The following is a 24166-nucleotide window of genomic DNA, read 5'->3' on the forward strand; positions in this document are numbered from 1 at the left end:
TAATATTGTATACCAAAACGATAACATTATATTCACAAAGATACTTATACCTATAACATTAGCCAACTTATTTATGATTACACCTGAAGAACGTATTGCGATCTTAAAGGTCATTGGAAGCAAGCACGTAAAAAAAATACAAGCTTACCTAAACCAAAACAAGATTTATAGCTCCCCAAAAAAACCTTATTCAAAAACAAGTATATCCTATATTCTTTCTGGAGAAAGAGAAAATGAAATTGTAGAGAATGCCATCTTTGCCTATGCACATCAAAAAATGATAGAAAAAGAAAAACAACAAGAATTAAGAGATCTGATTGTTTCGAAACAAAAATTATAACCCAAAACCAGCGTACTTGTCCAGATACCTTTTAATTTTGTGTTTACACTTATATAGCAAATCAAGGTATTTTGGACAAGGATAATTTAAGAGATATACAGAATAGAGAAGATATCGAGCAAATTTTATGGTTTTTTTACGAAAAAGTATTGAAAGATTCTAACATTGGTATATTCTTCACCGAAATAGCAAAAATTAACCTAGAAACCCATATGCCTCATATTTCAAGCTTCTGGGAACAACAATTGTTTTACACTGGAAATTACAAAAAAAATGTACTACAAATTCATAAAGATTTACATCTAAGAAAGGCAATGAAGAAAATCCATTTTGACACTTGGCTGGCATTATTTAAAACAATTATAGACGACAATTTTAAAGGAGAAAAAGCTGAACTTATGAAAACACGAGCTTTGTCAATTGCCACGGTAATTCAGCTAAAAACACAATAATATATCCTATTCAAATACCGTAGGCATCGTAAATTTTATTATGCAAGCATAATAAATAACCAATTAATACCTATCTTCTATATACACAAGCTAAAAAAAGAAAAATGCGTATTAAAATAACAGGTGCAGGAAGCTATATTCCTACAGAGATCATACAAAATGAAGATTTTGAAAATCATCAGTTCTTTAATTCAGATGGCGTACAAATCAACAACTCTAATACTGTTATTATTGATAAATTTCGAAAAATTACGGGTATTGAAGAGCGTAGATACGCTTCCTCAACATTAAACACTTCGGATATTGCTTTTCTTTCGGCAAAAAAGGCAATTGAAGATGCTGATGTAGACAAAGAAACTTTAGATTATATAATTGTTGCTCATAACTTTGGAGACGTTGATAAAAATTCATCTCAAGCAGACACTGTTCCCAGTTTAGCGGCTAGAGTAAAACACCTTTTAAAAATAGAAAACCCATATTGCGTAGCCTATGATGTTTTATTTGGATGTCCAGGTTGGATAGAAGGTGTAATACAAGCAGTTTCTTTTATGAAAAGTGGTATGGCAAAAAAATGTTTGGTTATTGGAGCCGAAACATTGTCCCGTGTTATTGATGAGTACGATAGAGATTCTATGATTTATTCTGATGGATCTGGTGCAACTATATTAGAAATCACAGAAAATACTGGCGGAATACTATCTTCTATTAGCGCCTCACACACTCTTGAAGAATCCAATTTCTTATTTTTTGGAGATACCTACAATACTACCACAAATGATCAAACCAAGTATATTAAAATGTACGGCCGTAAGATTTATGAATTTGCTTTGACTCACGTACCTATGGCAATGAAGAAATGTTTAGACAAAACAGATATAAACATCTCCGCAGTAAAGAAAATACTTATTCATCAGGCTAATGAAAAAATGGATGAGGCTATTATAAAACGGTTTTATGAACTTCATAATCAAGAAGTCCCTGACAACATTATGCCTATGAGCATACAAAAACTTGGAAACAGCAGTGTAGCTACTATTCCAACATTATATGATTTGATTCTAAAAGGTAAAATCTCCGATCATTTTTTTCATTCTGGTGATATTCTATTATTTGCTAGTGTAGGTGCCGGTATGAATATCAATGCATTTCTGTATCAGTTCTAATCACCTATAGAAAATTCTACAATAGGAACGCATAGTAATCTCTGTAATTGTCTATTTTTACAACTTATTAGTTAGACAGTAATTATTCCCAGATGTACGAAGGAACTTTTCCTCATAAGAGGTATAAAGAAACGTTAGAATTCTTAAGAGAGCACATTGCTGCTCCAGCAACCATATTAGATCTCGGTGTCCATAACCCATTTGTAGACTTTATGGAAAAGGAAGGTTACACGGTAACAAATACATCTGGAGAAGATCTTGATCTGCAAACCGACGCTGTAAAATTAAGTAAAGACGAGGTTGTTACAGCCTTCGAGATTTTTGAACATCTAATTGCACCATTCAATGTTTTACGTGATATCAAAGCAACAAAATTAGTGACTTCTGTTCCATTAAAACTTTGGTTCTCTCCTGCTTATAAAAGCAAGACTGACCCTTGGGATCGTCATTATCACGAATTTGAAGATTGGCAATTCGATTGGTTATTAGAAAAAGCTGGATGGAAAATAAAAGCAACAAAAAAATGGACGCATCCAATTAATAAAATTGGATTTAGACCTTTACTTAGATACTTTACTCCTAGATACTATATTGTATATGCCGAAAGAAAATAGTTTACATCAATCACCTCCCTTTTGAACATTTATATTGTCATACCGGCTCATAATGAAGAACTATTGATTGCTAAAACTCTAAAATCTTTAGTATCTCAGACATTTCTTCCAAAAAAAATAGTGGTAGTTAACGATAATTCTACCGATAATACAAAGACTGTAGTTCTCGATTTTATAAACAAACACTCATACATTTCATTAGTTAACACCAGTTCTTCTAAGGATCATATGCCAGGAAGCAAAGTTATTAATGCGTTCTATAAAGGATATACTTCGTTAGATGACCAATATGATGTGATTTGCAAGTTTGATGCAGACCTTATTTTTCCAAAAAATTATCTAGCAACTCTAGTGAAAAATTTCAAAGAAAATCAAAAAATCGGAATGTTTGGTGGCTTTTGTTATATCCAAAAAGACAACAACTGGATTTTAGAAAACCTAACTAATAAGGATCATATTCGTGGAGCTCTAAAAGCATATAGAAAATCCTGTTTTCAAGACATTAGGGGATTAAAACCAGCAATGGGTTGGGATACTATAGATGAGTTATTAGCACAATATCATAACTGGAAAATCAAAACAGATCAATCTCTAAAAGTAAAACACCTGAAACCAACAGGGAATACATACAACCCCAAAGCTAAATACAAGCAAGGAGAAGCTTTCTATACAATGCGGTACGGTTTAATGATCACATTAATTGCATCTATGAAGCTTGCTATCCTAAAAAAACAACCTAAATTATTGCTTGACTACTTAATAGGTTTTTTTAAAGCTAAAAAATCAAAACAACCATATTTAGTTTCTAAAGTCGAAGGTGATTTTATTCGCAAACTACGATGGAAAAAAATCCTCCAAAAATTCTCTAAACCGTAAAAAAACGAGAATAATCTATATATAGTTGTTCATGTAGTTATCATAAATATCTGCACTTAATTTAACTTGTATTAGAACATCTGTTTATAATAGGTACTTTTCGACAAATTATTATAAAAGTTATTGTCCTTAAAAACTACATCTTTTCAATTCATCCATAATTTATTTTTATGAGATGCTATATACTTGGTTATTATAAAAAATAGGCCTAAATTGGTCCCACACACAACTTATGGGTATTCACTTCTATTGAAGCATTAGACGATTTAGTAGTTTAATGGGAAATGTTTAATACAAATATTTCAAAAGAAACTAATGAAGAAAAGTAGGCTCTTTAGCTACCTAATAGCTACGCTATTTACTGTAAGTTCTTGCTCAGAAGCAAGTAAAACAAAACAATCGGATAACAACGATCTTGTTAACAATCCTCAAGAATTTCAAGATGCTATTAGCAATGCAAAACCTGGAGATGAAATTATACTGGGTAATGGAATCTGGCAAGATGCTCAATTGGTAATTGATGCTATAGGAACAGAAGAAAAGCCAATTACTATAAAAGCTGAAGAAAAAGGGAAAGTTATTTTTTCTGGTAATACTTCTCTAAAAATTGGAGGTCAACACTTAATTATAAAAGGTTTTGTTTTCACCAATGGTTTTACTGAAGAAAATGCATTAATTATTTTCAAAACTGACGACGGAAAACTAGCTAAAAACTGCAGAATTACAGAAATTGCTATTGATCACTTTAATCCAAGTAATAGATTTGATAAATCTGAATGGATTCATTTACACGGAAAAAACAATCGAGTAGATCACAATTACTTTGGAGGAAAGCTTAATGCAGGTGTAACTTTAGTCGTAAGATTAAATAACAAAAATAGTCTAGAAAACCATCATAGAATTGACCATAACCATTTTGGTTATAGACCAAACCTTGGATCCAATGGTGGAGAAACATTAAGAGTAGGAGTTTCTACATATTCTCTAAGCCCATCAAGAACTTTAATAGAAAACAACTACTTTGAGCAGTGTGATGGCGAAGTAGAAATTGTATCATTAAAATCGAGTGACAACATCGTTCGTAACAATATTTTTTATGAGTCTGCTGGAGTTCTAGCGTTAAGACACGGAAATAGAAACTTAATCGAGAACAATTTTTTTATCGGAAACAACAAACCAGGAACTGGTGGTGTTAGGGTAATCAATGAGGGACATACCATTAAAAATAATCATTTTCAGGAATTAAAAGGGAAACGTTTTTTTGGAGCTCTTCCTGTAATGAACGGAGTTCCTAATTCGCTTATTAACCGATATCACAGAGCTGAAAACACAGATATTACTGAAAACATGTTTTTAAAATGTGATCACATTCAGTTTGGTGTTGGAGCAGATAATGAGCGAACAGATCCTCCTCAGAATATACGATTTACTAAGAACCTATTTTATCACCCCGAAAGAGCACAGGTTTTTGAAGCAATTTCGGATTATAGTACTTTTTCATTTTCTGAAAATCAAGTGGTCTCTGCCGACTCAAAATTCAACCATAATGGATTCGAAACAACAAATATTTCCTTTATAAAAGATCCGAAGGATGGTTTATTAAAGAATGAAAATTACCAACCTAAACTTCCCTTTATTAAAAGTGATGTAGGACCAAATTGGTATACTCCTCAGCAAAAATATTTTGAGATCACAAATAAGAACTCGAATGCAACACAAGTATCCGGAAATGAAAATGACGCATTATTCAATACCATAAAGAGTGCAGTTTCTGGTGATACCATTTTATTAAAACCGGGAACATATACTTTTACCAAACCTTTGATTATAAATAAAACATTAACACTTACTACATCGAAAAATGATAAACCTATCATTTTCAAATATGATCAAAATGAATCACAAAAGCCGTTAGTAGTTATAGAGAATGGAGGAAGCCTTTCTATTCAAGGTGTTCAGTTTGATGGCGCTTCAGAAAATGGAATTGCACAATCTGCTATAGCTACCTCATCGAAACCAATGATAGCACATTATAAGTTAAAAGTTATGTCTTGTGAATTTAAAAATTTCGATGCAAGTCGTAAAACAGCTTTTAGAGCTTATAAAAACACATATGCCGATACGATTGTTTTCAAAAACTCAACCTTTCATAATATTTCTGGAAATGCTATCAGTCTTGATGGAGAAAATGAAAACAGAGGACGTTACAATGCAGAATATATAAAAATAGATAATTGTCATTTTAGTAAAGTAATGGGTAACGCTGTAGCCCTTTTAAGAATGGGAAATGACGAAAGTACTACTGGACCTTACTTAGAATTAAAAAACTCTACTTTTATAGATGTAAATAATAAAGATTTAGGAAGTGTAGTCCTACTATGGGGTGTTCAAAAGCTAAATGTTGACAATTTATTATTTATCAATTCCGGTAAAGGAGGACGTGCATTAAAATATGAAGATCCAGGATGGGCAATTAGCAGAATAGACCATATTAGTTTAATCAACTCTGGACGAATAGAGTCCTTTGGAGAACGCACAGGTAAGAATATTCAAATTATAAATACTCAAAATCCTACTAAATATCCCGCTCAATATAGTGGCTATAGACCCGTAAAATAAATGTTGATTTTGTTAAAAATATTCAAAAATAGACAGACTTGTCTGTTTTTGAATATTTTTTTTATATGTTTGTCATATGAAACACTCTAAGACAAGAGCTCATATTGTACAAACCGCATCTACTCTATTCTATCATAAGGGTTATAATCTAACAGGAATCAATGAGATTATTAAAGAAGCTGGAATAGCAAAAGCAACACTATACAATCATTTTCCTTCTAAAGAAGATATTTGTATTGCTTACCTACAATTTAAGAACAACACTTTTACTAAAGATATTAGAGAATATGTATATAAAGCGCCTAAAGGTAAAAAACGGATATACGCTTTGTTTAATTTTCTAAAATTATTCTTTGATCAAAAAGACTTTAATGGATGTTGGTGTTTAAATACATACGCCGAAATGCCTAAAGAAAATGAAACTGTACGCTATGAAATCCAACAGCAAAAACATGATTTCATAAATTTTATAGAGGAAGTAGTTATAGAAAATTATAATCAAAACTCTAATGATGCTAACAAAATGCTGGCAAGAAAAATTTACCTATTATATGAAGGAGCAATTTCTGAAAGCAAATTACACCAGAATACTTGGCCCATTGAGGCTGCGTTATCTCTTTGCGAAAGGATTTTAGAATAAAAAAATTTATCTCAACAAAGACAGACTTGTCTGTCTTTTATTAATTAATTAAACATAAAAATAATGACACAGTTTAAAAACAAAACGGCCCTAGTTATAGGAGGAACCAGTGGAATTGGTAAAGCAACAGTAACATCTTTAATTAACGGAGGTGCTACAGTTCATGTTGTAGGAAGAAATACATCTAAAATTGAAGATGGCGAAAACATTATTAAACATCAAGTTGACATCACTGATAAAAATAGTGTAGATCAACTACGTAATACAATCGCTAACTTAAACAGTTTAGATTATTTAGTAAACGCATCAGGGATTTTTGGTCCAAAACCTTTTCTTGATCATACTCTAGAAGATTATGACTCATATCAAGATCTAAATAGAGGTTTCTTTTTTATTACGCAATCTGCAGCTAAAAAAATGAAAGAAAACAACACCGGAGCTATTGTTAATGTTGGTTCTATGTGGGCTAAACAAGCTGTAAAAGCAACTCCATCTTCTGCCTATTCTATGCAAAAAGCTGGATTACACTCCTTAACTCAACATCTGGCTATGGAATTGGCAGATCATGGCATTAGAGTAAACGCAGTATCACCTGCTGTAGTTGAAACTCCAGTATATGATGGTGTTTTTGGAGGTGCTGATCAGGCAAAAAAAGCACTTGTTGGGTTTAATAATTTTCATCCAATAGGAAGAAATGGAACAGCTCAAGATGTAGCTAATAGTATTACTTTTTTATTATCTGATCAAGCATCGTGGGTAACGGGAGCTATTTGGGATACTGATGGAGGTGTAATCGCAGGAAGAAATTAACATAAAAAGATTGAATATGTATGATATGAATCACCTAAAAAAATTAGGTACACTTGGTAAAAATGCTTCTGAAGCTATGAAAGCTTTTCAGGCTTTTGATAGTATTGCTTTACAAGAAGGAGTTATTCCTGTAAAGTATAAAGAATTAATGGCTGTTGCGGTTGCATTGACAACTCAATGCCCATACTGTTTAGAAATTCATAAGAAAAATGCTATAAAAGCAGGTGCTACACAAGAGGAATTAGCAGAGGCTACATTTGTATCTGCTGCACTTAGAGCAGGTGCTGCTGTTGTGCATGGTGCGCATTTAATGAATGATTAAGTTTTCTTAACTTAATAAAGTAAAGCTCCTTTATATAGGAGTTTTACTTTTTATATTTACTAAGTATATGAAATCAGAAGTACTTATTATTGGAGCCGGTCTAACCGGTTTACTACTAGCCTACAGATTAAAGAAACATGGAAAATCTGTAAAAATTATTGAAGCTAGGAATAGGATTGGTGGAAGAATCCACACCCTTAAATCTGCGAAAGAAACCCCTATTGAAATGGGAGCTACTTGGTTAAGTTTTCAGCATCAAGAATTGCTAGGATTATTAAGAGAATTAGAGCTTCCTGTTTTTGAACAATATATGCAAGGAATAGCACTTTTTGAACCATTATCAACTGCTCCTCCACAACAAATTCAATTACCAACAAATCAACAACCAAGTTATCGAATACAACATGGAACTATCGCTATTATACACAAACTTGCTAACGTTCTGGATGAAAAAGAATTGATTCTAAACGAAAAAATAGAACAAATTGATTACGCAAACAATAGTTTTAAAGTTACTTCTTCCAACAATATATATTATACGGATAAAGTTGTTTCTACTATTCCCCCTTCACTTTTAGCAAACTCTATACAATTCTATCCTTCTCTATCAAATAAAGTTATTGAAATCGCCAACAAAACCCATACATGGATGGGAGATTCTATTAAATTTGGTGTATCCTATGAAACTCCTTTTTGGAAAAATAATAATTACTCAGGAACCGTTTTTAGCAATGTCGGTCCCTTAACTGAATTATACGATCACTCTAATGCGGAAAACACTCATTTTTCCCTTAAAGGTTTTTTACAAAATGGTATGGCCTCATATACTAAGGATGAAAGAAAATCAAAAGTAATTCATCAACTCCATAAATTATTTGGAGAGGACGCATTAGAATATTTATCCTATGAGGAATTAGTCTGGAAACGAGAACCCTTTACTTCTTTACCTTCTAATGATTTTATATTCCCTCATCAAAATAATGGTCATAAAATATATCAACAAGGATACTTCGACGACAAGTTTTTTATAGGAGGTACAGAAACATCCCCTATGCATGGAGGATATATGGAAGGGGCTATACTTAGCGCACAATCCATATATCAAAAATTATCAGATAAATGATTACTCTAAAACAAAAGACAACACATCACCAGTAGCTCCATTAGGAAATGTAATTCCTAATAATGCCGAAATAGTTGGAGCAATATCTGGAATTGTTGTCTTAGTAGTGGTGCTACCTTGTTTAATTCCTTTACCCATAAATAATAACGGAGCATGTGTGTCATAATTTAAACCACTACCGTGCGTAGATCCAGTACGAGAATATGCTATAGTGGCAGGATCTAATACATATACCAAATCACCACTTCTTTTTTGGTTATATCCTTTTTGAATAAGTGCACCAATTCCTTCTGTAAAGGTTCCCATTTGTAATTGTTCTCTAGTAAAAACCTTATCTATTTGATCATATTGTAATATATGATGTGCTATAGCTTTCTGTAATTCTTGTGGGTTTATCTTATTTTTTTCCAATACGTCGTAAGCAAAGAACACCTGATCATTAGCTACTTTTTCGATTAGTCCGTTAACTTTAAAGGTTCGTTTTGCAAAATCCATTACACTCACGGTGAGCTCTACCATATCAAAATAACCTGAAGGTATTTTTACTTTTTTCAGATACGACGGCACTTGAACAGCTCCATGATCCGCAGTTAAAAAAACTGTATAATTACCTTTCCCAACCTTAGTATCTAATACTCCAAAAAAGCGCTCAAGATCCTTATCTAGCCTTAAATACGTATCCTCTATTTCTTTAGAATTAACTCCGAAATTATGACCAACATAATCCGTACTAGAAAAACTCACAGTAAGAACATCTGTAATATCATCCGCTCCTAATGACTCCCCATCTATGGAAGCTATTGCAAAATCGGCAGTTAAACTATTTCCATATGCAGATCCCTTAATAATATCATACCCTGCATTTTGATCTTTTAATGCAGCTAAATCATAAGGAAAAGTCGCCTTTTCTTTTCCTTTAAAACCACGCTCGAAATTGTTCTCATCAGCGCCACTCTCTCCATAAGTAGTAATATCATATAAAGTATTCCACTCTTTAAAATAAGAAGCTGCTTTATCAGATTCATTAAATTTTTGCACCCAATCCGGTAATTCATTTCTATAATACGTACTAGTAATCCAATTACCTTCATCTTTTCCTCTAAACCAATAAGCTCCATTAGCTGCATGGCCAGCTGGTAATATTGCTCCCCTATCCTTTATTGCAATACCAATACTCTTTCCTTTTAATTGCGTATGCAATCTGTTTTGATCGGCAAAAGTTGTTGTTTTCATACGTCGAGGAGACATTCTTTCTAATTCACTATCAGAACCAACAGCACGTACTAAAGAATCACTAGCACAATACACCATATCTTTCCCAAATTTATCATACCAATTATTAGAAATAATTCCATGATTTTGAGGTGTTGTCCCTGTAAATACCGAAGCGTGTCCTGGTCCTGTATATGTTGGTATATAATTAAAATGATTGTTTTTACAATTAAAACCTTCATTAATCATTCTTTTAAACCCTCCTTGACCAAAACGATCATAAAATCTAGTTAAATAATCATACCGCATCTGATCTACTACTATCCCTACAACTAATTTTGGTCGGACAGAAATTGTTTCTTCAGAGTTTATCTTTATTGATGATGAATCTTTGGTTGCACACTGAGTAACTGTTATTATTAAAATAATTGCTAAAAATATCTTCTTTATCATTATCTGTTTACATTTTAAAAGGCTAAAATACCTTTTATGCAAATGTAAAACTTTAATAGAAGGTTAAATGCTGTCCCTATTTTTTTTTCTATTTTAGCCCTTCTAATGTAGAACATATGTTTTATCTCGACGATATTGGTCGCTATTTTTTAATGCTGAAAAAAGTTTTTAGTCGAATGACTAAAGGCTCTGTGCTTAGAAGCCTGATATTTAAAGAAATAGATGATCTTATTATTGGTTCTTTAGGAATTACCGTATTTCTTGCTTTCTTTATTGGAGCTGTAATCGCGATTCAAACAGCTTTAAACCTAACAAATCCATTAATTCCTAAACAATTAATTGGGTTTGCCTCTAGACAATCTATGATTCTCGAATTTGCTCCCACTTTCCTTTCTGTTATTATGGCTGGAAAAGTAGGATCCTTTATTACATCTAGTATCGGAACGATGAGAGTTACTGAACAAATTGATGCCTTGGAAGTAATGGGAATAAATTCATTAAATTATCTTGTATTTCCTAAAATCATAGCGATGTTAATGTATCCATTTGTAATAGCTATTGCAATGTTCGTAGGTGTATTTGGAGCTTATATTGCTGGCGTTTATGGAGGATTTGTTTCGGGTTCGGAGTTTTTAACAGGCTTGCGAGAAGAATTCATACCGTATCACTTAACATATGCGTTTATCAAAACGTTCATTTTTGCCTTTCTATTGGCAACAATTCCATCTTTTCATGGATATTACATGACCGGAGGTGCCTTAGGAGTTGGTAAAGCGAGTACCTCTGCCTTTGTATGGACAACAGTGGTTATAGTAACTTCTAATTATATATTAACTCAATTATTGTTAAGCTAATGATAGAAGTAAAAGATATACATAAAGGTTTTAATGGCGAACAAATTCTTAAGGGAATAACTACTACATTCGAACGAGGAAAAACAAATTTAATCATTGGAACCAGTGGTAGTGGTAAGACCGTTTTTCTTAAATGCATGCTGGGTTTATTTACTCCAGAGGAAGGCTCTATTTGTTATGATGGAGCTACCTACTCTGACCTTTCTACAGAAGAACAACGTGACTTAAGAGAACAAATGGGCATGGTATTTCAGGGAAGTGCATTATTTGATTCTATGACTGTAGAAGAAAATGTAATGTTTCCTCTAATGATGTTTACAAAACAGAAAAAAGAAGAAATGCTGGTACGAGTAAATGAAGTATTAGCTCGCGTTAATCTAGAGAATTCTAACAACAAACTTCCTTCAGAAATAAGTGGTGGAATGCAAAAACGTGTGGCCATAGCAAGAGCAATTGTAACTAGGCCTAAATATCTTTTTTGTGATGAACCTAACTCTGGATTAGATCCAAGAACGGCCATCGTAATTGATAATTTGATTAAAGAAATTACTGAAGAATATGATATTACCACCATCATCAATACCCATGATATGAATTCTGTTATGGAAATTGGTGAAAAAATCGTTTTCTTAAAATTTGGTAACCTAGAATGGGAAGGAGATAAAACACAAATTTTCAAAACTGATAATGAAGCCGTTACGGAGTTTGTTTATTCCTCTAACTTATTTAAAAAAGTACGCGATGCGCAGTTAAAGGGATTGTAAACAGTTCTTACTGCTAGTGTTATAATTTTAAGATGTATTTCTATTTTGCCATTAAAACATTTTCTGGAATCATATTTTCCATCTTAGCAAACGCTAAACTTAAATCGCTGTCTTTAATATCATCAAGTAACCATTTACCATCAGTATATTCCATAACCCAGATATGGCTTTCATTTTGATACCCTCTATTTCCTTCTATAATTTTTTGAGTATCCCTATTTATTAGATAGTCTTCAATTGTCCCGGATATACTAATCACAATTTTTGAACCTTCCAAATCATTCTCATTTGTTAATTCCAAATACAACGGTCTTATTTTATGAATCTTCTGAAGATTACAAATATTTTGTAAATTATTAGATTTCCATTTATCTAGATGGGTAGATTGCTGATTTTGCCAATACCAATGATTTACGTGTTCTTTAACTTTACTCATATCTTCATCTCCCCAAGCATCATAAACACGGGTAATTATATTTGAAAAATTCTTTTCTAAATTTAACCAAGAAAAATCTCTATTCTTTAAGCCAATATGCATTAACTGTTTCTTTGTTTTTTTTACCTTAAAAAACTCAACCGACTTTATGTAAATAATAAATGGTAATAAAACAATAGTAACAACTAATAGTAAAATTTTACCCCACCAAGTTTTAAATAGACCTTTAGCTATAGCCCCTCCAGGTCCTGCATATAGAGGATCAATAAAAAAAAGAAAAGTTATAAATAGTATAAATAATATAATTTCAGACTTTTTCATAACTTCATTTCGCTTACTTTACTAAAATTCATAACACACGATCAAAATCAAATTAATAAAATTACTTTACCAACAACGTATCGGCTTTTAACTCTCCAGTTATCCACTCTCTTAAATCTTTATTCCTAACCTCGTGAAGACTGTCGGACACCTGGAATTTCCACTGTGGAAAAATTACCTTTACCGTATCCACTTTTAAGAAATTAGACTGTAAAACTTCACCATATCCTAATTGTAACAAATCAGGGAAACGAATTTTAGCGTCTTTTGCAATATTATTATAAGGCAATATATCTACAGGAATAACTTTTTGAGCTTCGGCTAATTGAGTTTCCATTAGTGCCAATCGAATCTTTAGATCTTCAACTTTATCTAATAGCGCCTCATTTTCAGTTTCTAATCGATTTAACTCTACAATATACCGATCATTTGCCTTAGAAATTTGATCTATTCCTCTAGCTTTATTACCTCTTATTATTAGTTCAAAATCACTTATATTTTCATACTTAAGAATTTCATTTTCGAGATCACTTTTGGTAGCTTCAGTTATCTCACCATCAAAGAAAAGTTTGATTGTCTTTTTATCATAATCAGGTATTGGTTTTCTCAGATATAAATCTGGATTTTCATCAATTTCTTCTGATATAAAACGATCATAATCTCCTTCCATCTTACTTTGATTTAGTGTAATAACAAAAGTATAGATAGCTGGTATCATAACTAACACTGCCGTAAAAGAAACTAATCTAGCAATCAGTTTACGTTTTGCAGAATTCGCATATCGAAGCATTGGAAACCTTAATAGTTTTAGAACAATAAATGTTGCCAATGCTATAAAAATAGTATTAATAGTAAATAAAAACATTGCTCCCAAAGCATATTCATATTTACCTATCGCCAGTCCAAAACCAACAGTACATAACGGTGGCATTAAAGCTGTGGCAATTGCTACACCAAATATCACACTAGCAATAGTTCCTTTTTTTGTTCTAGCAATAATCAACGCTAATCCCCCAAAGAAGGCTATCAATACATCCCTTATATCAGGTTTAGTTCTAGCTAATAATTCTGAAGATTCGACTTTTAATGGAAATAAAAAGAAAAACAACCAGGCCGTAAGAATACTAAGAACCACCATAACGGTGAAATTAACCAAGGACTTTCTTAAAGTGTCTATATCATTGACAGCAATAGACATTCCTATTCCTAAAATAGGCCCCATTAACGGTGATATTAACATCGCTCCTATTACTACGGGAATTGAATTTGCATTTAAACCAATAGAAGCAATAAATATAGAACATATCAAAATCCAAGCAGTAGCCCCTTTAAAAGGTATATCTGCTTTTATCAATTCTATGGTACTCTCTCTATCAGTATCATGACGAAAATCTAACAACTCTTTCAAAAAAGTAGAACCACTACGAAACAATCCTTTGGCATCTTTTTTTACCGCTTGCTTTTGTTCTTCTACCTTTTCATCTTGAGACTTCCCCTGAGGATTTTGTGTATTTTCTTCCATCAATATTATCCGTATTTTTCTCCGTATGTATCTTTTACTTTTTTAAGAACTTGTTTAATATCCTGTTCTTTTTTCTTAGGATAAATCAATAAAACTTCATCTTTATCCACTATAATATAATCTTCTAAACCATCGACAACGACGATTTTATCCCCAGAAGTTCTAATCATATTTCCTGAAGAATCTTCTGATAAAACTCTGGCATTTACAACAGCATTCTTAGCTTCTGTCTTATCCAATTTATCATATAGAGACCCCCAAGTACCTAAATCATTCCAATCAAAAGTAGCTGGTAATACATATACATTTTCTGCATGTTCTAAAATAGCATAGTCAATAGAAATATTCTCGGCTAATGGATAGTTTTTTTCTATAAAACTACTTTCTTCGGATGTATTATACACTCCTATCCCTTTTTCGAATAACGCTGTCATTTCTTTTTGAAACTTAGCAAATGCATTCACGATACTTTTTGCGCTCCAAATAAAGATCCCAGCATTCCAAAGATAGTTCCCTTGATCCAAGAATTTTTTAGCCGTTTCATAATTTGGTTTTTCCGTAAATTGAGCTACTTTTTTTATTGCAGTTGTTTCTTCATTGTACTGTATATAACCATAGCCTGTATTTGGAAAAGCAGGTTGTATACCTAAGGTCATTAAGATATCATCTTTCGAACATGCCTCGAAACTTTGCTTTAAATTTTGTGCAAATGCATCTTCATCTTCAATCCAATGATCACTAGGCGCAACCACCATAACTGCATCAGAATTCTCTTTCTGTATTTTTAAAGCCGCATATAATATACAAGGAGCTGTATTACGCATCGCAGGTTCTGTTACAACTTGTCGCTGTGCTGCTTCAGGTAATTGTTCTAAAACCAAATCATTATATCTTTCATTGGTCAATATGAAAATGTTCTCCTTTGGGATAATCTTTGATAGTCTACTAAATGTTCTTTGGATCAGAGTTTCTCCAGTTCCCAGCATATCGTGAAATTGCTTTGGAAACTCTGTTGTACTAACAGGCCAAAATCTAGACCCAACTCCCCCAGCCATTAAAATAGCATAATAATTTTTTTCCATAATTAATTTAATAATTCGACTTCTGCATTGGGGTTAAACAGGTATACCCTGCCTGTGCTTAGTTCGACACATTCGTAACGTTTAACTCTTTTATTTCCTCTTTGGAAAATCTTTCCATTATATAACCTAAATCGACTTCCTAACGGTATTTCAAAGATATAATTTTTATCATTCTCTGGGTCATATTGTTTTAACGCAAGTGATAATTTTTCGTCAGTATCGCTACTTGCCCTTGGATTCTTAAAATGATTTGCAATAACAGGTAATAATTTAGAAGGAAAGACATCAGGGTTAATATATGGTAACATGAGTTGCTGAAAAGTTCTTTTCCATTCTATTCCATGAGGTTTAATATTGCGCCCATACTTCTCGAAAGCTACTAAATGTCCAATTTCGTGAATTAAAGTAATTAGAAAACGATATGTGTTCAAAGAAGCATTTACAGTAATCAGATGTCTACCATCTGGCATTTTACGGTAATCCCCATGACGCGATGCTCGTTCATTAACAATTTTAAGATGAACATTACACCTAACAATCAAATCGAAAGCGGGTTCTATAGCTCTTTCAGGGATATATCTTGCCAAGATTTCCTTCATTGTCGCAAAATACAAAAATAAGCGCATCAGAAGGATGCGCTTACTAAAGAATTCTTATCAAATAGCATTAATTTACTTTATCATAACTATTCATTAATCGTATAAACTCTGCTCGATATCCTTGTTCATCATTCCCTCTACTATTTCTTGCTAAAGAGACCACATCCTCAACATTTTGATTCTGTATATATTTTGAATTTTTCAAAATCATTCCGTACCAAGCTACAGAAGCTGCAAATCTAAAATCACCCGATACTAAATCATTGTTTTCTGCTTTATGTACATGGACTATTTCTACACTTCGACTTTCTTTTGGCTTTTTGTATCTAAACTTTACAGTTAATAACTCATCCCCGAATTCTGTATTATTTGTTTTACCAGTATATTTTAAATCAGAAATTTCTCCAAGATATTTGCTTTTCACTCCTGAGGGAATAATTTCATACAAAGCAGTCACCGTATGACCACTACCTAACTCTCCTGCATCTTTTGTGTCATCGATAAAATCTTCATCGTTTAACAATCTATTTTCATAACCGATTAAGCGATACGCTTTTACTTTACCGGGATTAAATTCTACTTGAATTTTCACATCTTTTGCGATCGTATATAATGTTCCTCCAAACTCAGTACCTAATACTCTTTGAGCTTCTTGCATAGAATCGATATATGCATGATTACCATTACCAGTGTCTGCTAAAGTTTCTAATTTACTATGCTTGTAATTTCCCATTCCAAACCCTAAACAAGTTAAGAATACTCCAGACGATCGCTTTTCCTCGATCAATTCCTTCATCTCTTTATCACTTCGTATCCCAACATTAAAATCACCATCAGTTGCTAAAATCACCCTATTGTTCCCATTCTTTATAAAATGTTTTTCGGCAATTCTATAGGCAAGTTTAATACCTTCTCCTCCTGCTGTAGATCCTCCTGCTTCTAAGTTGTTCAATGCACTCAGTATTTTTTCACTATTATTACCAGAAGTAGGTTTTAAAACAACTCCAGCTGCACCGGCATATACTACTATAGAAACTTTATCTTTTTCTCTTAATTGATTTACTAATAATTTAAAAGCTTTTTTAAGCAATGGAAGCTTATTAGCATCATTCATGGATCCTGAAACATCTATTAAAAAGACTAAATTAGAAGCTGGAAAATTTTCTGCAGGTATTTCTTTACCTTTTAACCCAATTTTGACCAACTGTGTATTTTCATTCCAAGGAGTACTTCCTGATTCTGTATGAATCCCAAAAGGATGCTGATCCGATGGCTGCCTATAATCATACTTAAAATAATTTATCATTTCTTCTAGTTTTACCGCATCATCTGGGATTTTTTCGCCATTATTAATCATTCTACGGATATTACTATAAGAAGCTTTATCTACATCAATGGAAAATGTAGACAACGGAGCCAAACTTGTCCTTTTAAATGTATTCTCCACTACCTCTGCATATGATTCATTATTGGTTTCCTTAATAAAACTACTAGGATTTGCCATAATAACCTCATCATTTTCAACTTCCATCATAAACGCCACTGGTTCCTCAGCTTCTTCAATTTCTGGAACTTCTATATCTTCAACCACAAGCTCTTCTTCAAAAACCTCCTCCTTCAAAATAGGCGGAGCATTATCTTCTTTGACAACTGCATCCGTTTCCTCCATAATATCTGGTAATGCGGAAGGAGTTTTTGCTTTAGGATCACAAGAAATGATCAATAATATGGATAACCCTGCCATCCATAATCTGATTTTTTTAATACTCATTGTTTTCATACTATTTAGTTTTGTTACACTGAATACTGAAACAAACATAATACCACAATAGAACTTGTTACATGATAATATTACTCGATTGCTGTTATTGCTGAATGCTTTAGTGTTCTGTTATTGATATTTATACTATTTTAAAAAAGCGAAAAGCTATTTTCTAATCCATTTGTAATAGATTAGAATCAATACTCCCAATAGCAATAGTGGCCAAACATAAAAAAGCACTAAAAAAAGGTGTTGTAACAGATTCCAACCAAAGGACAATCCATCCTCTGCTCTATCTACAAAGCTTTTTACATATTTTTTTGGTTCATCTTTAGGAAGCACAGTTTCATACATATCTAATTGGATAGTACTAAATGATACTTTATTAGACATGTACTTCAATCTACCTTTAGCCGCATCAATCTCTTCTTGAAGCTCCCTTAATTTATCTTCGGTTAGTAAAATATCTTCTACATTTTTAGCTTTTGTTCTAAGAATTGTTTCATAACGCTGCTTTACCTCTAATTTGGTTTTCAACCTAGAGTTTATATCTATATACTCTTCAGTAACATCAACAGTAGATATATTTTTATGATCCACAAACTCCGCTAAAGCACAAATACTATCTAGTACTTCATCAAATTTATCCTGAGGAATTCTAATCGTAAATCTATTTTCTTTAGAATAATTAGTATTTGTAAAACGCTCATCAGACACATACCCATTATATTTTGCTGCTATATTTTTAGAAAGCGTAGTTACTTCTTCTACGCTACTCACTTTAATACGGCAACTTGCATTTTTAATAATCTTAAGTCTATTATTTGCGTTTTCTGTTTCATTTTTTATTTTGATTTCATCTTCTGTTTCAAATGCATTTAAAGCCGGTGTCTCTCCAGTATCTTCCATTACGATATTTTCTGTAGCTGTTGAGTAACTTTTTTCTGCTTGCGAGCAGGAAAAACTGATTACCAAACAACCTACCCCAATTACATTTCTAATTAATTTTAAAATATTTGTTTTCATATTTATTGTTTTTACCTTGTTAAACTGAAAACAAACATAGTATCACTCCAAAGAGTATTCTTGTATTACCTTTGTAAAACAATTGTAAACTATTTTACAAAAAACAATAACCTGACAATCAAAACAATAAACTCATCACTCGCGAAGAACACATAGCATTCTCTCATCTAAAAAAAGCAGCTACTCAGCAGTTTTTAAAGAAAAATAATGCCTCAAGCGATGATATCTCTCTATGGAAAGGGCAAGATATTATATTGTTTCAGGAGGATTTACGAAAACAGGTAAAAGGAAGTATTAGTGAAAAATCTTTCTACAGTTATTTTAAAAACACTACCGAAAAATTACCACGTGTAGATGTACTTAATATGTTATCTGAATACTGTGGTTATAAAAATTGGGTTCATTTTAAATCTTCAATTCCACAAAACAAAATTCTAGAAAAGAAAAAACTAAAACCAAAATGGCTTGTTTTTTTATTACTCGGAGTGTTATTTATCACCTCCGCTTATTTCCTTATTCCAAGAAATCATACGTTTACTTTTTGCTTCATTGATCAAGATAGAAACAAACCGATTATCAAAACACCTATTGACATCATTGTATTAAATAACAAACAATCACCCTTCTATACTAAAAGTGATAGTTTGGGGTGTTTTAGGTGGAGTACAAAAGATGATTTTATTCGTTTTGTAATTAAATCACCATATCATAAGACGGATACCATCTTTAGAAGTACAGCTAAGATTACTAACGAAAACATCCAAGTAAGTACGGACGATTATGCATTAATGCTACATTATTATGCTAATGGAAGACTCGAAGACTGGAAAAACAGAAAAAATGAGTTATCGAAAATGATTGCTGATAACGCAATTATATTTCAGGTTTTACCTTCAGGTTTAGGAATAGAAGTATATTCAAAAAATGAATTTATCACAAAACTTACAACACCAACAAAAAGTCTAAGAAATATTGAAATTATAGAATCCAAAAGGGTAAAAGGGCAAATTGTTAAACTAAAATTCAGAGTTAAACCATGAAACAGTTTGTATATATTCTATTGTTAATTGTGATTACGAGTTGTGCTAACAATTCCCATAAGAGCATGGAATCTGTTAATGTAGAGGAAACAGATATTTATACCGAAGAAGAAACGACATCCACTTCTTTAGAAGATGCATACACTATTTTAGTTAAAGAGAAACTGCAGGATTATATCGATAAACAAGCATTGATTAAGAATCATCCAGAATTTAAAATAAAGAAAGATACTATATACTTATTAGGGTTAGAAAATCAAGCAGAAATACAACAAATAAAATTTCTAGAACAACCAGAAATACTCTCTGATTCTATTACTAAAATAATTACTGAAATACACTTTACAAATAAAAAGATAGATACGATTATTTCATATATAACAACCTCAACTACAATAATTGACGGTATGCAATTTAAAACTTCAAAAGCTAATTTTGAAAGAATTACAACATCAAAAAATTAAAATACAGACAATTCCTTAGTTCTTATTTACGGTTTTTCCTCCTTGTTTTAGTAACAAAACCATTGTTTTTTGGGTTTTTGATCGAAAAAACGCTAACATTTATCGAGTTTTTACTACATTTAACTTGTTGTTAATCAATAATTAATATTTTTGACATCCTATTTTTAACATTTCTTAAAGAAAATTTAAAAGTGAGTATTATGAGAGTTTTTACAATTTTAATTATTTTTTTCATCAGTGCGTCTAATATTGCGCAAACTCAAATTGAAGACGAAAACCAAGATGAAAATCAAAATCATCTGGAAGTTGTTGAACCAACAAAAGAGGAACTGAAAGCTGAAAGAAAACTATTCGCTGATCTTGCAGAACAAAGAACCATTTTATTACAACAAGAACTTAATCTTAGTAATTATACAAGCAATCGTATTAAAAGAGTCATTATAAAATACTCCATCCAAGCAAATAAAGTAATTCAATCAAACGCCTCTGAAAAAGAAAAAACAAAGGACCTAAGTAATATTGTGTACTTCCAAAATGAAGAGTTTAAGAAAGTGCTAACGGTACATCAATTTTACAAATATCTTAAGTTAACCGATATTTAAACTACAAACTCCTAATCTAAAAAAGGTTTTTAATTTTTAGAATCTTATTATAATCAGATACTGCGATTATTTTATCATTAAAAAAATGAATGTTATTCATAGGAATGTTTTGATTTTGAACAATTTGTTGTAACGAAGTAGCAGAAAAATGAATTTCTTTAAAACCTGCTTCTTTAAATTTCAATGCGTTCTCTGCGTTAATTCCTCCGCCCGGCATTATAATTAAATTTAATTTTGATATATGTAAAGCATTTTTGAGCAAATTAATTCCTTCTATTGCAGTGATTTCTTGCCCTGAGCTAAGTACTCTATCTACTCCAATAGTTATTAGTTGCTTTAAAGATTCTAACGCCTCAGGTACCCAATCAAATGCACGATGAAAAGTAAACGACATTGGTTTAGAAAATGTTATCAATTCTTTTGTTCTTATAATATCTATGGTATTATCATCCTTTAAAATGCCAGAAACAATACCTTGACAACCTATACTTTTGCAAAAATCAATATCTTTCTTCATCACATCAAACTCATCTGATGTATATGTGAAATTTCCGCTTCTGGGTCTTATTAATACAAACACTGGTATGGTTAACTCTTGAACTACTTTTTCAATTAATCCGTGAGATGGTGTAATTCCTCCAACAGCTAATTCTACACATAATTCTATTCTATCCGCTCCCGCTCTTTCTGCATTTATCGCAGATTGATATGAGTTTGCGCAAACTTCTATTTTCATTCTACAACTATTTCATCTATGAATGTCCAAGCTTGATTTCCGGAACCTTGTAATCCATCAGGTATTAATCCATATTTTTTTATATCTAGTTTGATATACCTAGCTTTTTCTCCTCCATAATTCTGAGTAACCTGAGTTGTTAACTTTGTATCTTTTAGAAATAGTTGTTCTATTCCTCCTTCAAAAAGATCTTCCTTACCATCGTTTAACAACGAAATTTTAACGCCGTTAGGTCTATAAATCCATTGACCATTAGCTTCGAAAAAGCGAGTTGATACTTTTTGTATTTCCATTTCTTCACCTAGATCAATCAAGATTTCTAAATCTTCTCCCCAAAAACCCAACCACTCTTTATCACCAAAACGAGTATTGCTTCCGTTCACACTATTAATCAATGCTTCTTTACCACCAGCACTATACGCTTTATGAGGTGCTACATTAAGCATAACTTCTGCCCCAACTGCATTGTGATAATTCAGTTTCTGGCTAAACACATTTCCTGCTATTTTATTATTATCAAATACGGCTGCTTTAACAGTTATATTCTGATCTACTAATAAAGGCTTATTATATAATCCAGAAGAGTTTACAGGATCACTTCCATCCAATGTATATCGAATAGTTTTATCATTCATTAAAGTCTCCAAACTATATAAGAGTTGTTCATTTTCATTTTTTAATTTCCCATTAACTTCATAGAGATGATTTGCATAATTCACATCCAGAGTATCTAATCGAATATGGAAATTTGCTAACCTGGATACAAAATCTGAGTAATCTTTATTTTTATCAATTGTCCACACTACTTCACTTAAAGCTATTGCCCTCGGAAAAGCCATGTATTCTACTTTATCATATGTAGGCATATATTCTGTCCACACATTACCTTGCACCCCTAAGACCCGTTTTTCTTCTGAAGGGTTCATTCCTTCCGGAATTGGATTAAAATTGTATACTTTTTCGAGTGGCAAAAACCCACCTATAGCTAAGGGTTCATTTTCATTATCACTTTGATAATAATCAAAATAACAATTAGAGGTCGGAGAAAGTATCAAATCATGACCATCTTTTGCCGCCTGAACGGCTCCGTCGGTTCCTCTCCAAAACATTACAGTAGCATTTAGAGCCAATCCTCCTTCCAGTATTTCATCCCAACCAATGATCTGTCTTCCCTTGCTATTAATATATTTCTCGATTCTAGCTATAAAATAGCTTTGCAAACCACGTTCATCTTTAAGCCCTTTCTCTTTTATCAATTGTTGACAATAATTACAGGATTTCCATTTTGTTTTAGGGGCTTCATCACCACCGATATGAATATATTTTCCAGGAAATAAATCAACTACCTCATCCAATACATTCTCTAAAAAAACAAAGGTCTTTTGATTGGGACAATACACCTCTTCAAAAACGCCCCATTTAGTAGCTACTTTAACTTCTTCACCAGAACACCCTAATTCTGGATATGCTGCAATTGCCGCCTGCGAATGTCCAGGCATCTCTATTTCTGGAATAATAGTAACATTTCTTGATGTAGCGAACGCTACAATTTCTTTAACTTCTTCTTGAGTATAAAACCCTCCATAACGTTTACCATCAAATTGATGTGGTTGATCGTTATAATGTCCTATCAGTGTTTCTTCGCGATATGATCCAATTTCAGTGAGTCTCGGGTACTTCTTAATCTCAATACGCCAACCTTGATCTTCTGTAAGATGCCAATGAAATGTATTCATCTTCAGCATCGCAAGCATGTCTATATATTTTTTAATTTCTTCAACACTAAAAAAATGTCTTCCAACATCTAGATGCATTCCACGATAAGAAAATCTAGGGGCATCTATAACTGTCAGTGCTTTAATCGCAAACTCTTTCTCTATACAAGAACCATTTTCGAAACATTCTGGCAATAATTGGCGTAATGTCTGTATTGCATAAAACGCCCCTTTTTTGGTGCTTGATTGTATTTTGATATTATTTTCCGAAATAAAAAGACGATAGGCTTCTTTATTAATAATTGTAGTGTCTTTTTCTAAAATAATACTGTTTTTTTCTGTTTCCTTATTCAGTTGCATAGAAACACCTAATCCTTTTTTCAGGTATGCATTAAAATATCCTACAGTCTCTTTTAAATCTTGATCATATCGAAGTACTGTTTCCTCATTTAATATAAAAACACCCTCTTCTAATTCTTGATGAAAAGGTACTGGTATAATTTGTGGATTGATAGGTAAGATTTTATCTTTTTCACACCCTAAACATAAAAGCGACAATAATATTACGTAGACCCTTATGAAATTATTACTTAATTTGAGTATCATTTTTACTACATTA

24 protein-coding genes are annotated in these 24166 nt (G+C 32.2%); 15 read left to right on the forward strand and 9 right to left on the reverse strand.

Annotated features, from left to right (window positions below):
* The first annotated feature begins 73 nt into the window (after nt 1-73).
* The 10 genes from H526_RS28700 (at nt 74) to H526_RS0108650 (ending at nt 8959) form a co-directional block, all read left to right on the forward strand.
* Nucleotides 74-340 carry a hypothetical protein gene (locus H526_RS28700; protein WP_027392630.1) on the forward strand — a complete coding sequence of 89 codons (267 nt, stop codon included), beginning with the start codon at nt 74-76 and terminating at the stop codon, nt 338-340.
* A 71-nt stretch (nt 341-411) separates the two neighbouring features.
* Nucleotides 412-792, forward strand: a complete 381-nt coding sequence (locus H526_RS0108610) for a group III truncated hemoglobin (protein ID WP_035084944.1) — start codon at nt 412-414, stop codon at nt 790-792.
* A 104-nt stretch (nt 793-896) separates the two neighbouring features.
* Complete coding sequence (locus H526_RS0108615; RefSeq protein WP_027392632.1) at nt 897-1955, forward strand: 3-oxoacyl-ACP synthase III family protein; 1059 nt, start codon at nt 897-899, stop codon at nt 1953-1955.
* A 92-nt stretch (nt 1956-2047) separates the two neighbouring features.
* A complete protein-coding gene (locus tag H526_RS0108620) occupies nt 2048-2569 on the forward strand; it encodes a class I SAM-dependent methyltransferase (RefSeq protein ID WP_027392633.1) in 522 nt (173 codons plus the stop codon).
* A gap of 21 nt (nt 2570-2590) precedes the next feature.
* The gene (locus H526_RS0108625; RefSeq protein ID WP_035084947.1) at nt 2591-3445 is read left to right on the forward strand and encodes a glycosyltransferase family 2 protein; all 855 of its coding nucleotides are present in this window, start codon (nt 2591-2593) and stop codon (nt 3443-3445) included.
* Between the two features lie 315 nt (nt 3446-3760).
* Complete coding sequence (locus H526_RS28705) at nt 3761-6064, forward strand: chondroitinase-B domain-containing protein (RefSeq protein WP_051336065.1); 2304 nt, start codon at nt 3761-3763, stop codon at nt 6062-6064.
* A gap of 76 nt (nt 6065-6140) precedes the next feature.
* Nucleotides 6141-6704: a TetR/AcrR family transcriptional regulator gene (locus tag H526_RS0108635; RefSeq protein WP_027392635.1), complete on the forward strand. Its 564-nt coding sequence runs from the start codon at nt 6141-6143 to the stop codon at nt 6702-6704.
* Between the two features lie 63 nt (nt 6705-6767).
* Nucleotides 6768-7514, forward strand: coding sequence for an SDR family NAD(P)-dependent oxidoreductase (locus tag H526_RS0108640; RefSeq protein ID WP_027392636.1), 747 nt, complete (start codon nt 6768-6770; stop codon nt 7512-7514).
* 25 nt (nt 7515-7539) lie between these two features.
* Nucleotides 7540-7836, forward strand: a complete 297-nt coding sequence (locus H526_RS0108645) for a carboxymuconolactone decarboxylase family protein (RefSeq protein WP_245591194.1) — start codon at nt 7540-7542, stop codon at nt 7834-7836.
* 67 nt (nt 7837-7903) lie between these two features.
* Nucleotides 7904-8959, forward strand: a complete 1056-nt coding sequence (locus H526_RS0108650; RefSeq protein ID WP_027392638.1) for a flavin monoamine oxidase family protein — start codon at nt 7904-7906, stop codon at nt 8957-8959.
* Here the strand turns inward: H526_RS0108650 and pafA are convergent, their stop codons facing one another.
* Entirely contained in the window at nt 8960-10624 is a 1665-nt protein-coding gene (pafA, locus tag H526_RS0108655; RefSeq protein ID WP_035084950.1) for an alkaline phosphatase PafA, read from the reverse strand. It abuts the gene before it with no gap.
* 116 nt (nt 10625-10740) lie between these two features.
* Here pafA and H526_RS0108660 point away from each other — a divergent pair, with 116 nt between their 5' ends.
* Together H526_RS0108660 and H526_RS0108665 are read left to right on the forward strand one after the other, a co-directional pair.
* Nucleotides 10741-11478, forward strand: a complete 738-nt coding sequence (locus H526_RS0108660) for an MlaE family ABC transporter permease (protein WP_027392640.1) — start codon at nt 10741-10743, stop codon at nt 11476-11478.
* Complete coding sequence (locus tag H526_RS0108665) at nt 11478-12242, forward strand: ABC transporter ATP-binding protein (protein WP_027392641.1); 765 nt, start codon at nt 11478-11480, stop codon at nt 12240-12242. The genes H526_RS0108660 and H526_RS0108665 overlap by 1 nt, the downstream gene beginning before the upstream one ends.
* A gap of 40 nt (nt 12243-12282) precedes the next feature.
* Here the strand turns inward: H526_RS0108665 and H526_RS0108670 are convergent, their stop codons facing one another.
* The 6 genes from H526_RS0108670 to H526_RS0108695 all read right to left on the reverse strand — a co-directional run bounded on the left by H526_RS0108670 (nt 12283) and on the right by H526_RS0108695 (nt 18990).
* Nucleotides 12283-12999 (reverse strand): Tim44 domain-containing protein, encoded by a 717-nt coding sequence (locus H526_RS0108670; protein WP_027392642.1) that lies wholly within the window; start codon nt 12997-12999, stop codon nt 12283-12285.
* Nucleotides 13000-13060: 61 nt separating this feature from the next.
* Nucleotides 13061-14521: a DUF389 domain-containing protein gene (locus H526_RS0108675; RefSeq protein WP_027392643.1), complete on the reverse strand. Its 1461-nt coding sequence runs from the start codon at nt 14519-14521 to the stop codon at nt 13061-13063.
* Between the two features lie 5 nt (nt 14522-14526).
* Nucleotides 14527-15603 carry a mannose-1-phosphate guanylyltransferase gene (locus H526_RS0108680; RefSeq protein WP_027392644.1) on the reverse strand — a complete coding sequence of 359 codons (1077 nt, stop codon included), beginning with the start codon at nt 15601-15603 and terminating at the stop codon, nt 14527-14529.
* A gap of 2 nt (nt 15604-15605) precedes the next feature.
* On the reverse strand, nt 15606-16202 hold the full coding sequence (locus tag H526_RS0108685; RefSeq protein WP_027392645.1) for a SprT-like domain-containing protein: 597 nt from the start codon (nt 16200-16202) through the stop codon (nt 15606-15608).
* Nucleotides 16203-16269: 67 nt separating this feature from the next.
* Nucleotides 16270-17982 (reverse strand): vWA domain-containing protein, encoded by a 1713-nt coding sequence (locus H526_RS28710; protein WP_245591195.1) that lies wholly within the window; start codon nt 17980-17982, stop codon nt 16270-16272.
* 147 nt (nt 17983-18129) lie between these two features.
* The gene (locus H526_RS0108695) at nt 18130-18990 is read right to left on the reverse strand and encodes a DUF4349 domain-containing protein (RefSeq protein WP_027392646.1); all 861 of its coding nucleotides are present in this window, start codon (nt 18988-18990) and stop codon (nt 18130-18132) included.
* Nucleotides 18991-19244: 254 nt separating this feature from the next.
* Between H526_RS0108695 and H526_RS0108700 the strand changes: the two genes are divergently transcribed.
* The 3 genes from H526_RS0108700 (at nt 19245) to H526_RS0108710 (ending at nt 21096) form a co-directional block, all read left to right on the forward strand.
* On the forward strand, nt 19245-20030 hold the full coding sequence (locus H526_RS0108700) for a hypothetical protein (RefSeq protein WP_027392647.1): 786 nt from the start codon (nt 19245-19247) through the stop codon (nt 20028-20030).
* Complete coding sequence (locus H526_RS0108705; RefSeq protein ID WP_035084952.1) at nt 20027-20494, forward strand: hypothetical protein; 468 nt, start codon at nt 20027-20029, stop codon at nt 20492-20494. The genes H526_RS0108700 and H526_RS0108705 overlap by 4 nt, the downstream gene beginning before the upstream one ends.
* Nucleotides 20495-20694: 200 nt before the next feature.
* Entirely contained in the window at nt 20695-21096 is a 402-nt protein-coding gene (locus H526_RS0108710; protein ID WP_027392649.1) for a hypothetical protein, read from the forward strand.
* Nucleotides 21097-21112: 16 nt separating this feature from the next.
* Here the strand turns inward: H526_RS0108710 and H526_RS0108715 are convergent, their stop codons facing one another.
* Nucleotides 21113-21832 carry a copper homeostasis protein CutC gene (locus H526_RS0108715; protein ID WP_027392650.1) on the reverse strand — a complete coding sequence of 240 codons (720 nt, stop codon included), beginning with the start codon at nt 21830-21832 and terminating at the stop codon, nt 21113-21115.
* On the reverse strand, nt 21829-24153 hold the full coding sequence (locus tag H526_RS0108720; protein WP_051336066.1) for a glycoside hydrolase family 20 protein: 2325 nt from the start codon (nt 24151-24153) through the stop codon (nt 21829-21831). The genes H526_RS0108715 and H526_RS0108720 overlap by 4 nt, the downstream gene beginning before the upstream one ends.
* Nucleotides 24154-24166 lie beyond the last annotated feature (13 nt).

This window comes from Aquimarina latercula DSM 2041 (genome assembly GCF_000430645.1).
Lineage (GTDB): Bacteria > Bacteroidota > Bacteroidia > Flavobacteriales > Flavobacteriaceae > Aquimarina > Aquimarina latercula.

What these genes read in the sequence shown, in the direction of transcription:
- H526_RS28700 (WP_027392630.1), top strand. Translation starts at nt 74, where the DNA reads ATGATTACACCTGAAGAACGTATTGCGATCTTAAAGGTCATTGGAAGC.
- H526_RS0108615 (WP_027392632.1), top strand. Translation starts at nt 897, where the DNA reads ATGCGTATTAAAATAACAGGTGCAGGAAGCTATATTCCTACAGAGATC.
- H526_RS0108620 (WP_027392633.1), top strand. Translation starts at nt 2,048, where the DNA reads ATGTACGAAGGAACTTTTCCTCATAAGAGGTATAAAGAAACGTTAGAA.
- H526_RS28705 (WP_051336065.1), top strand. Translation starts at nt 3,761, where the DNA reads ATGAAGAAAAGTAGGCTCTTTAGCTACCTAATAGCTACGCTATTTACT.
- H526_RS0108635 (WP_027392635.1), top strand. Translation starts at nt 6,141, where the DNA reads ATGAAACACTCTAAGACAAGAGCTCATATTGTACAAACCGCATCTACT.
- H526_RS0108640 (WP_027392636.1), top strand. Translation starts at nt 6,768, where the DNA reads ATGACACAGTTTAAAAACAAAACGGCCCTAGTTATAGGAGGAACCAGT.
- H526_RS0108645 (WP_245591194.1), top strand. Translation starts at nt 7,540, where the DNA reads ATGAATCACCTAAAAAAATTAGGTACACTTGGTAAAAATGCTTCTGAA.
- H526_RS0108650 (WP_027392638.1), top strand. Translation starts at nt 7,904, where the DNA reads ATGAAATCAGAAGTACTTATTATTGGAGCCGGTCTAACCGGTTTACTA.
- pafA (WP_035084950.1), bottom strand. Translation starts at nt 10,624, where the DNA reads ATGATAAAGAAGATATTTTTAGCAATTATTTTAATAATAACAGTTACT.
- H526_RS0108660 (WP_027392640.1), top strand. Translation starts at nt 10,741, where the DNA reads ATGTTTTATCTCGACGATATTGGTCGCTATTTTTTAATGCTGAAAAAA.
- H526_RS0108665 (WP_027392641.1), top strand. Translation starts at nt 11,478, where the DNA reads ATGATAGAAGTAAAAGATATACATAAAGGTTTTAATGGCGAACAAATT.
- H526_RS0108670 (WP_027392642.1), bottom strand. Translation starts at nt 12,999, where the DNA reads ATGAAAAAGTCTGAAATTATATTATTTATACTATTTATAACTTTTCTT.
- H526_RS0108675 (WP_027392643.1), bottom strand. Translation starts at nt 14,521, where the DNA reads ATGGAAGAAAATACACAAAATCCTCAGGGGAAGTCTCAAGATGAAAAG.
- H526_RS0108680 (WP_027392644.1), bottom strand. Translation starts at nt 15,603, where the DNA reads ATGGAAAAAAATTATTATGCTATTTTAATGGCTGGGGGAGTTGGGTCT.
- H526_RS0108685 (WP_027392645.1), bottom strand. Translation starts at nt 16,202, where the DNA reads ATGAAGGAAATCTTGGCAAGATATATCCCTGAAAGAGCTATAGAACCC.
- H526_RS28710 (WP_245591195.1), bottom strand. Translation starts at nt 17,982, where the DNA reads ATGAAAACAATGAGTATTAAAAAAATCAGATTATGGATGGCAGGGTTA.
- H526_RS0108695 (WP_027392646.1), bottom strand. Translation starts at nt 18,990, where the DNA reads ATGAAAACAAATATTTTAAAATTAATTAGAAATGTAATTGGGGTAGGT.
- H526_RS0108705 (WP_035084952.1), top strand. Translation starts at nt 20,027, where the DNA reads ATGAAACAGTTTGTATATATTCTATTGTTAATTGTGATTACGAGTTGT.
- H526_RS0108710 (WP_027392649.1), top strand. Translation starts at nt 20,695, where the DNA reads ATGAGAGTTTTTACAATTTTAATTATTTTTTTCATCAGTGCGTCTAAT.
- H526_RS0108715 (WP_027392650.1), bottom strand. Translation starts at nt 21,832, where the DNA reads ATGAAAATAGAAGTTTGCGCAAACTCATATCAATCTGCGATAAATGCA.
- H526_RS0108720 (WP_051336066.1), bottom strand. Translation starts at nt 24,153, where the DNA reads ATGATACTCAAATTAAGTAATAATTTCATAAGGGTCTACGTAATATTA.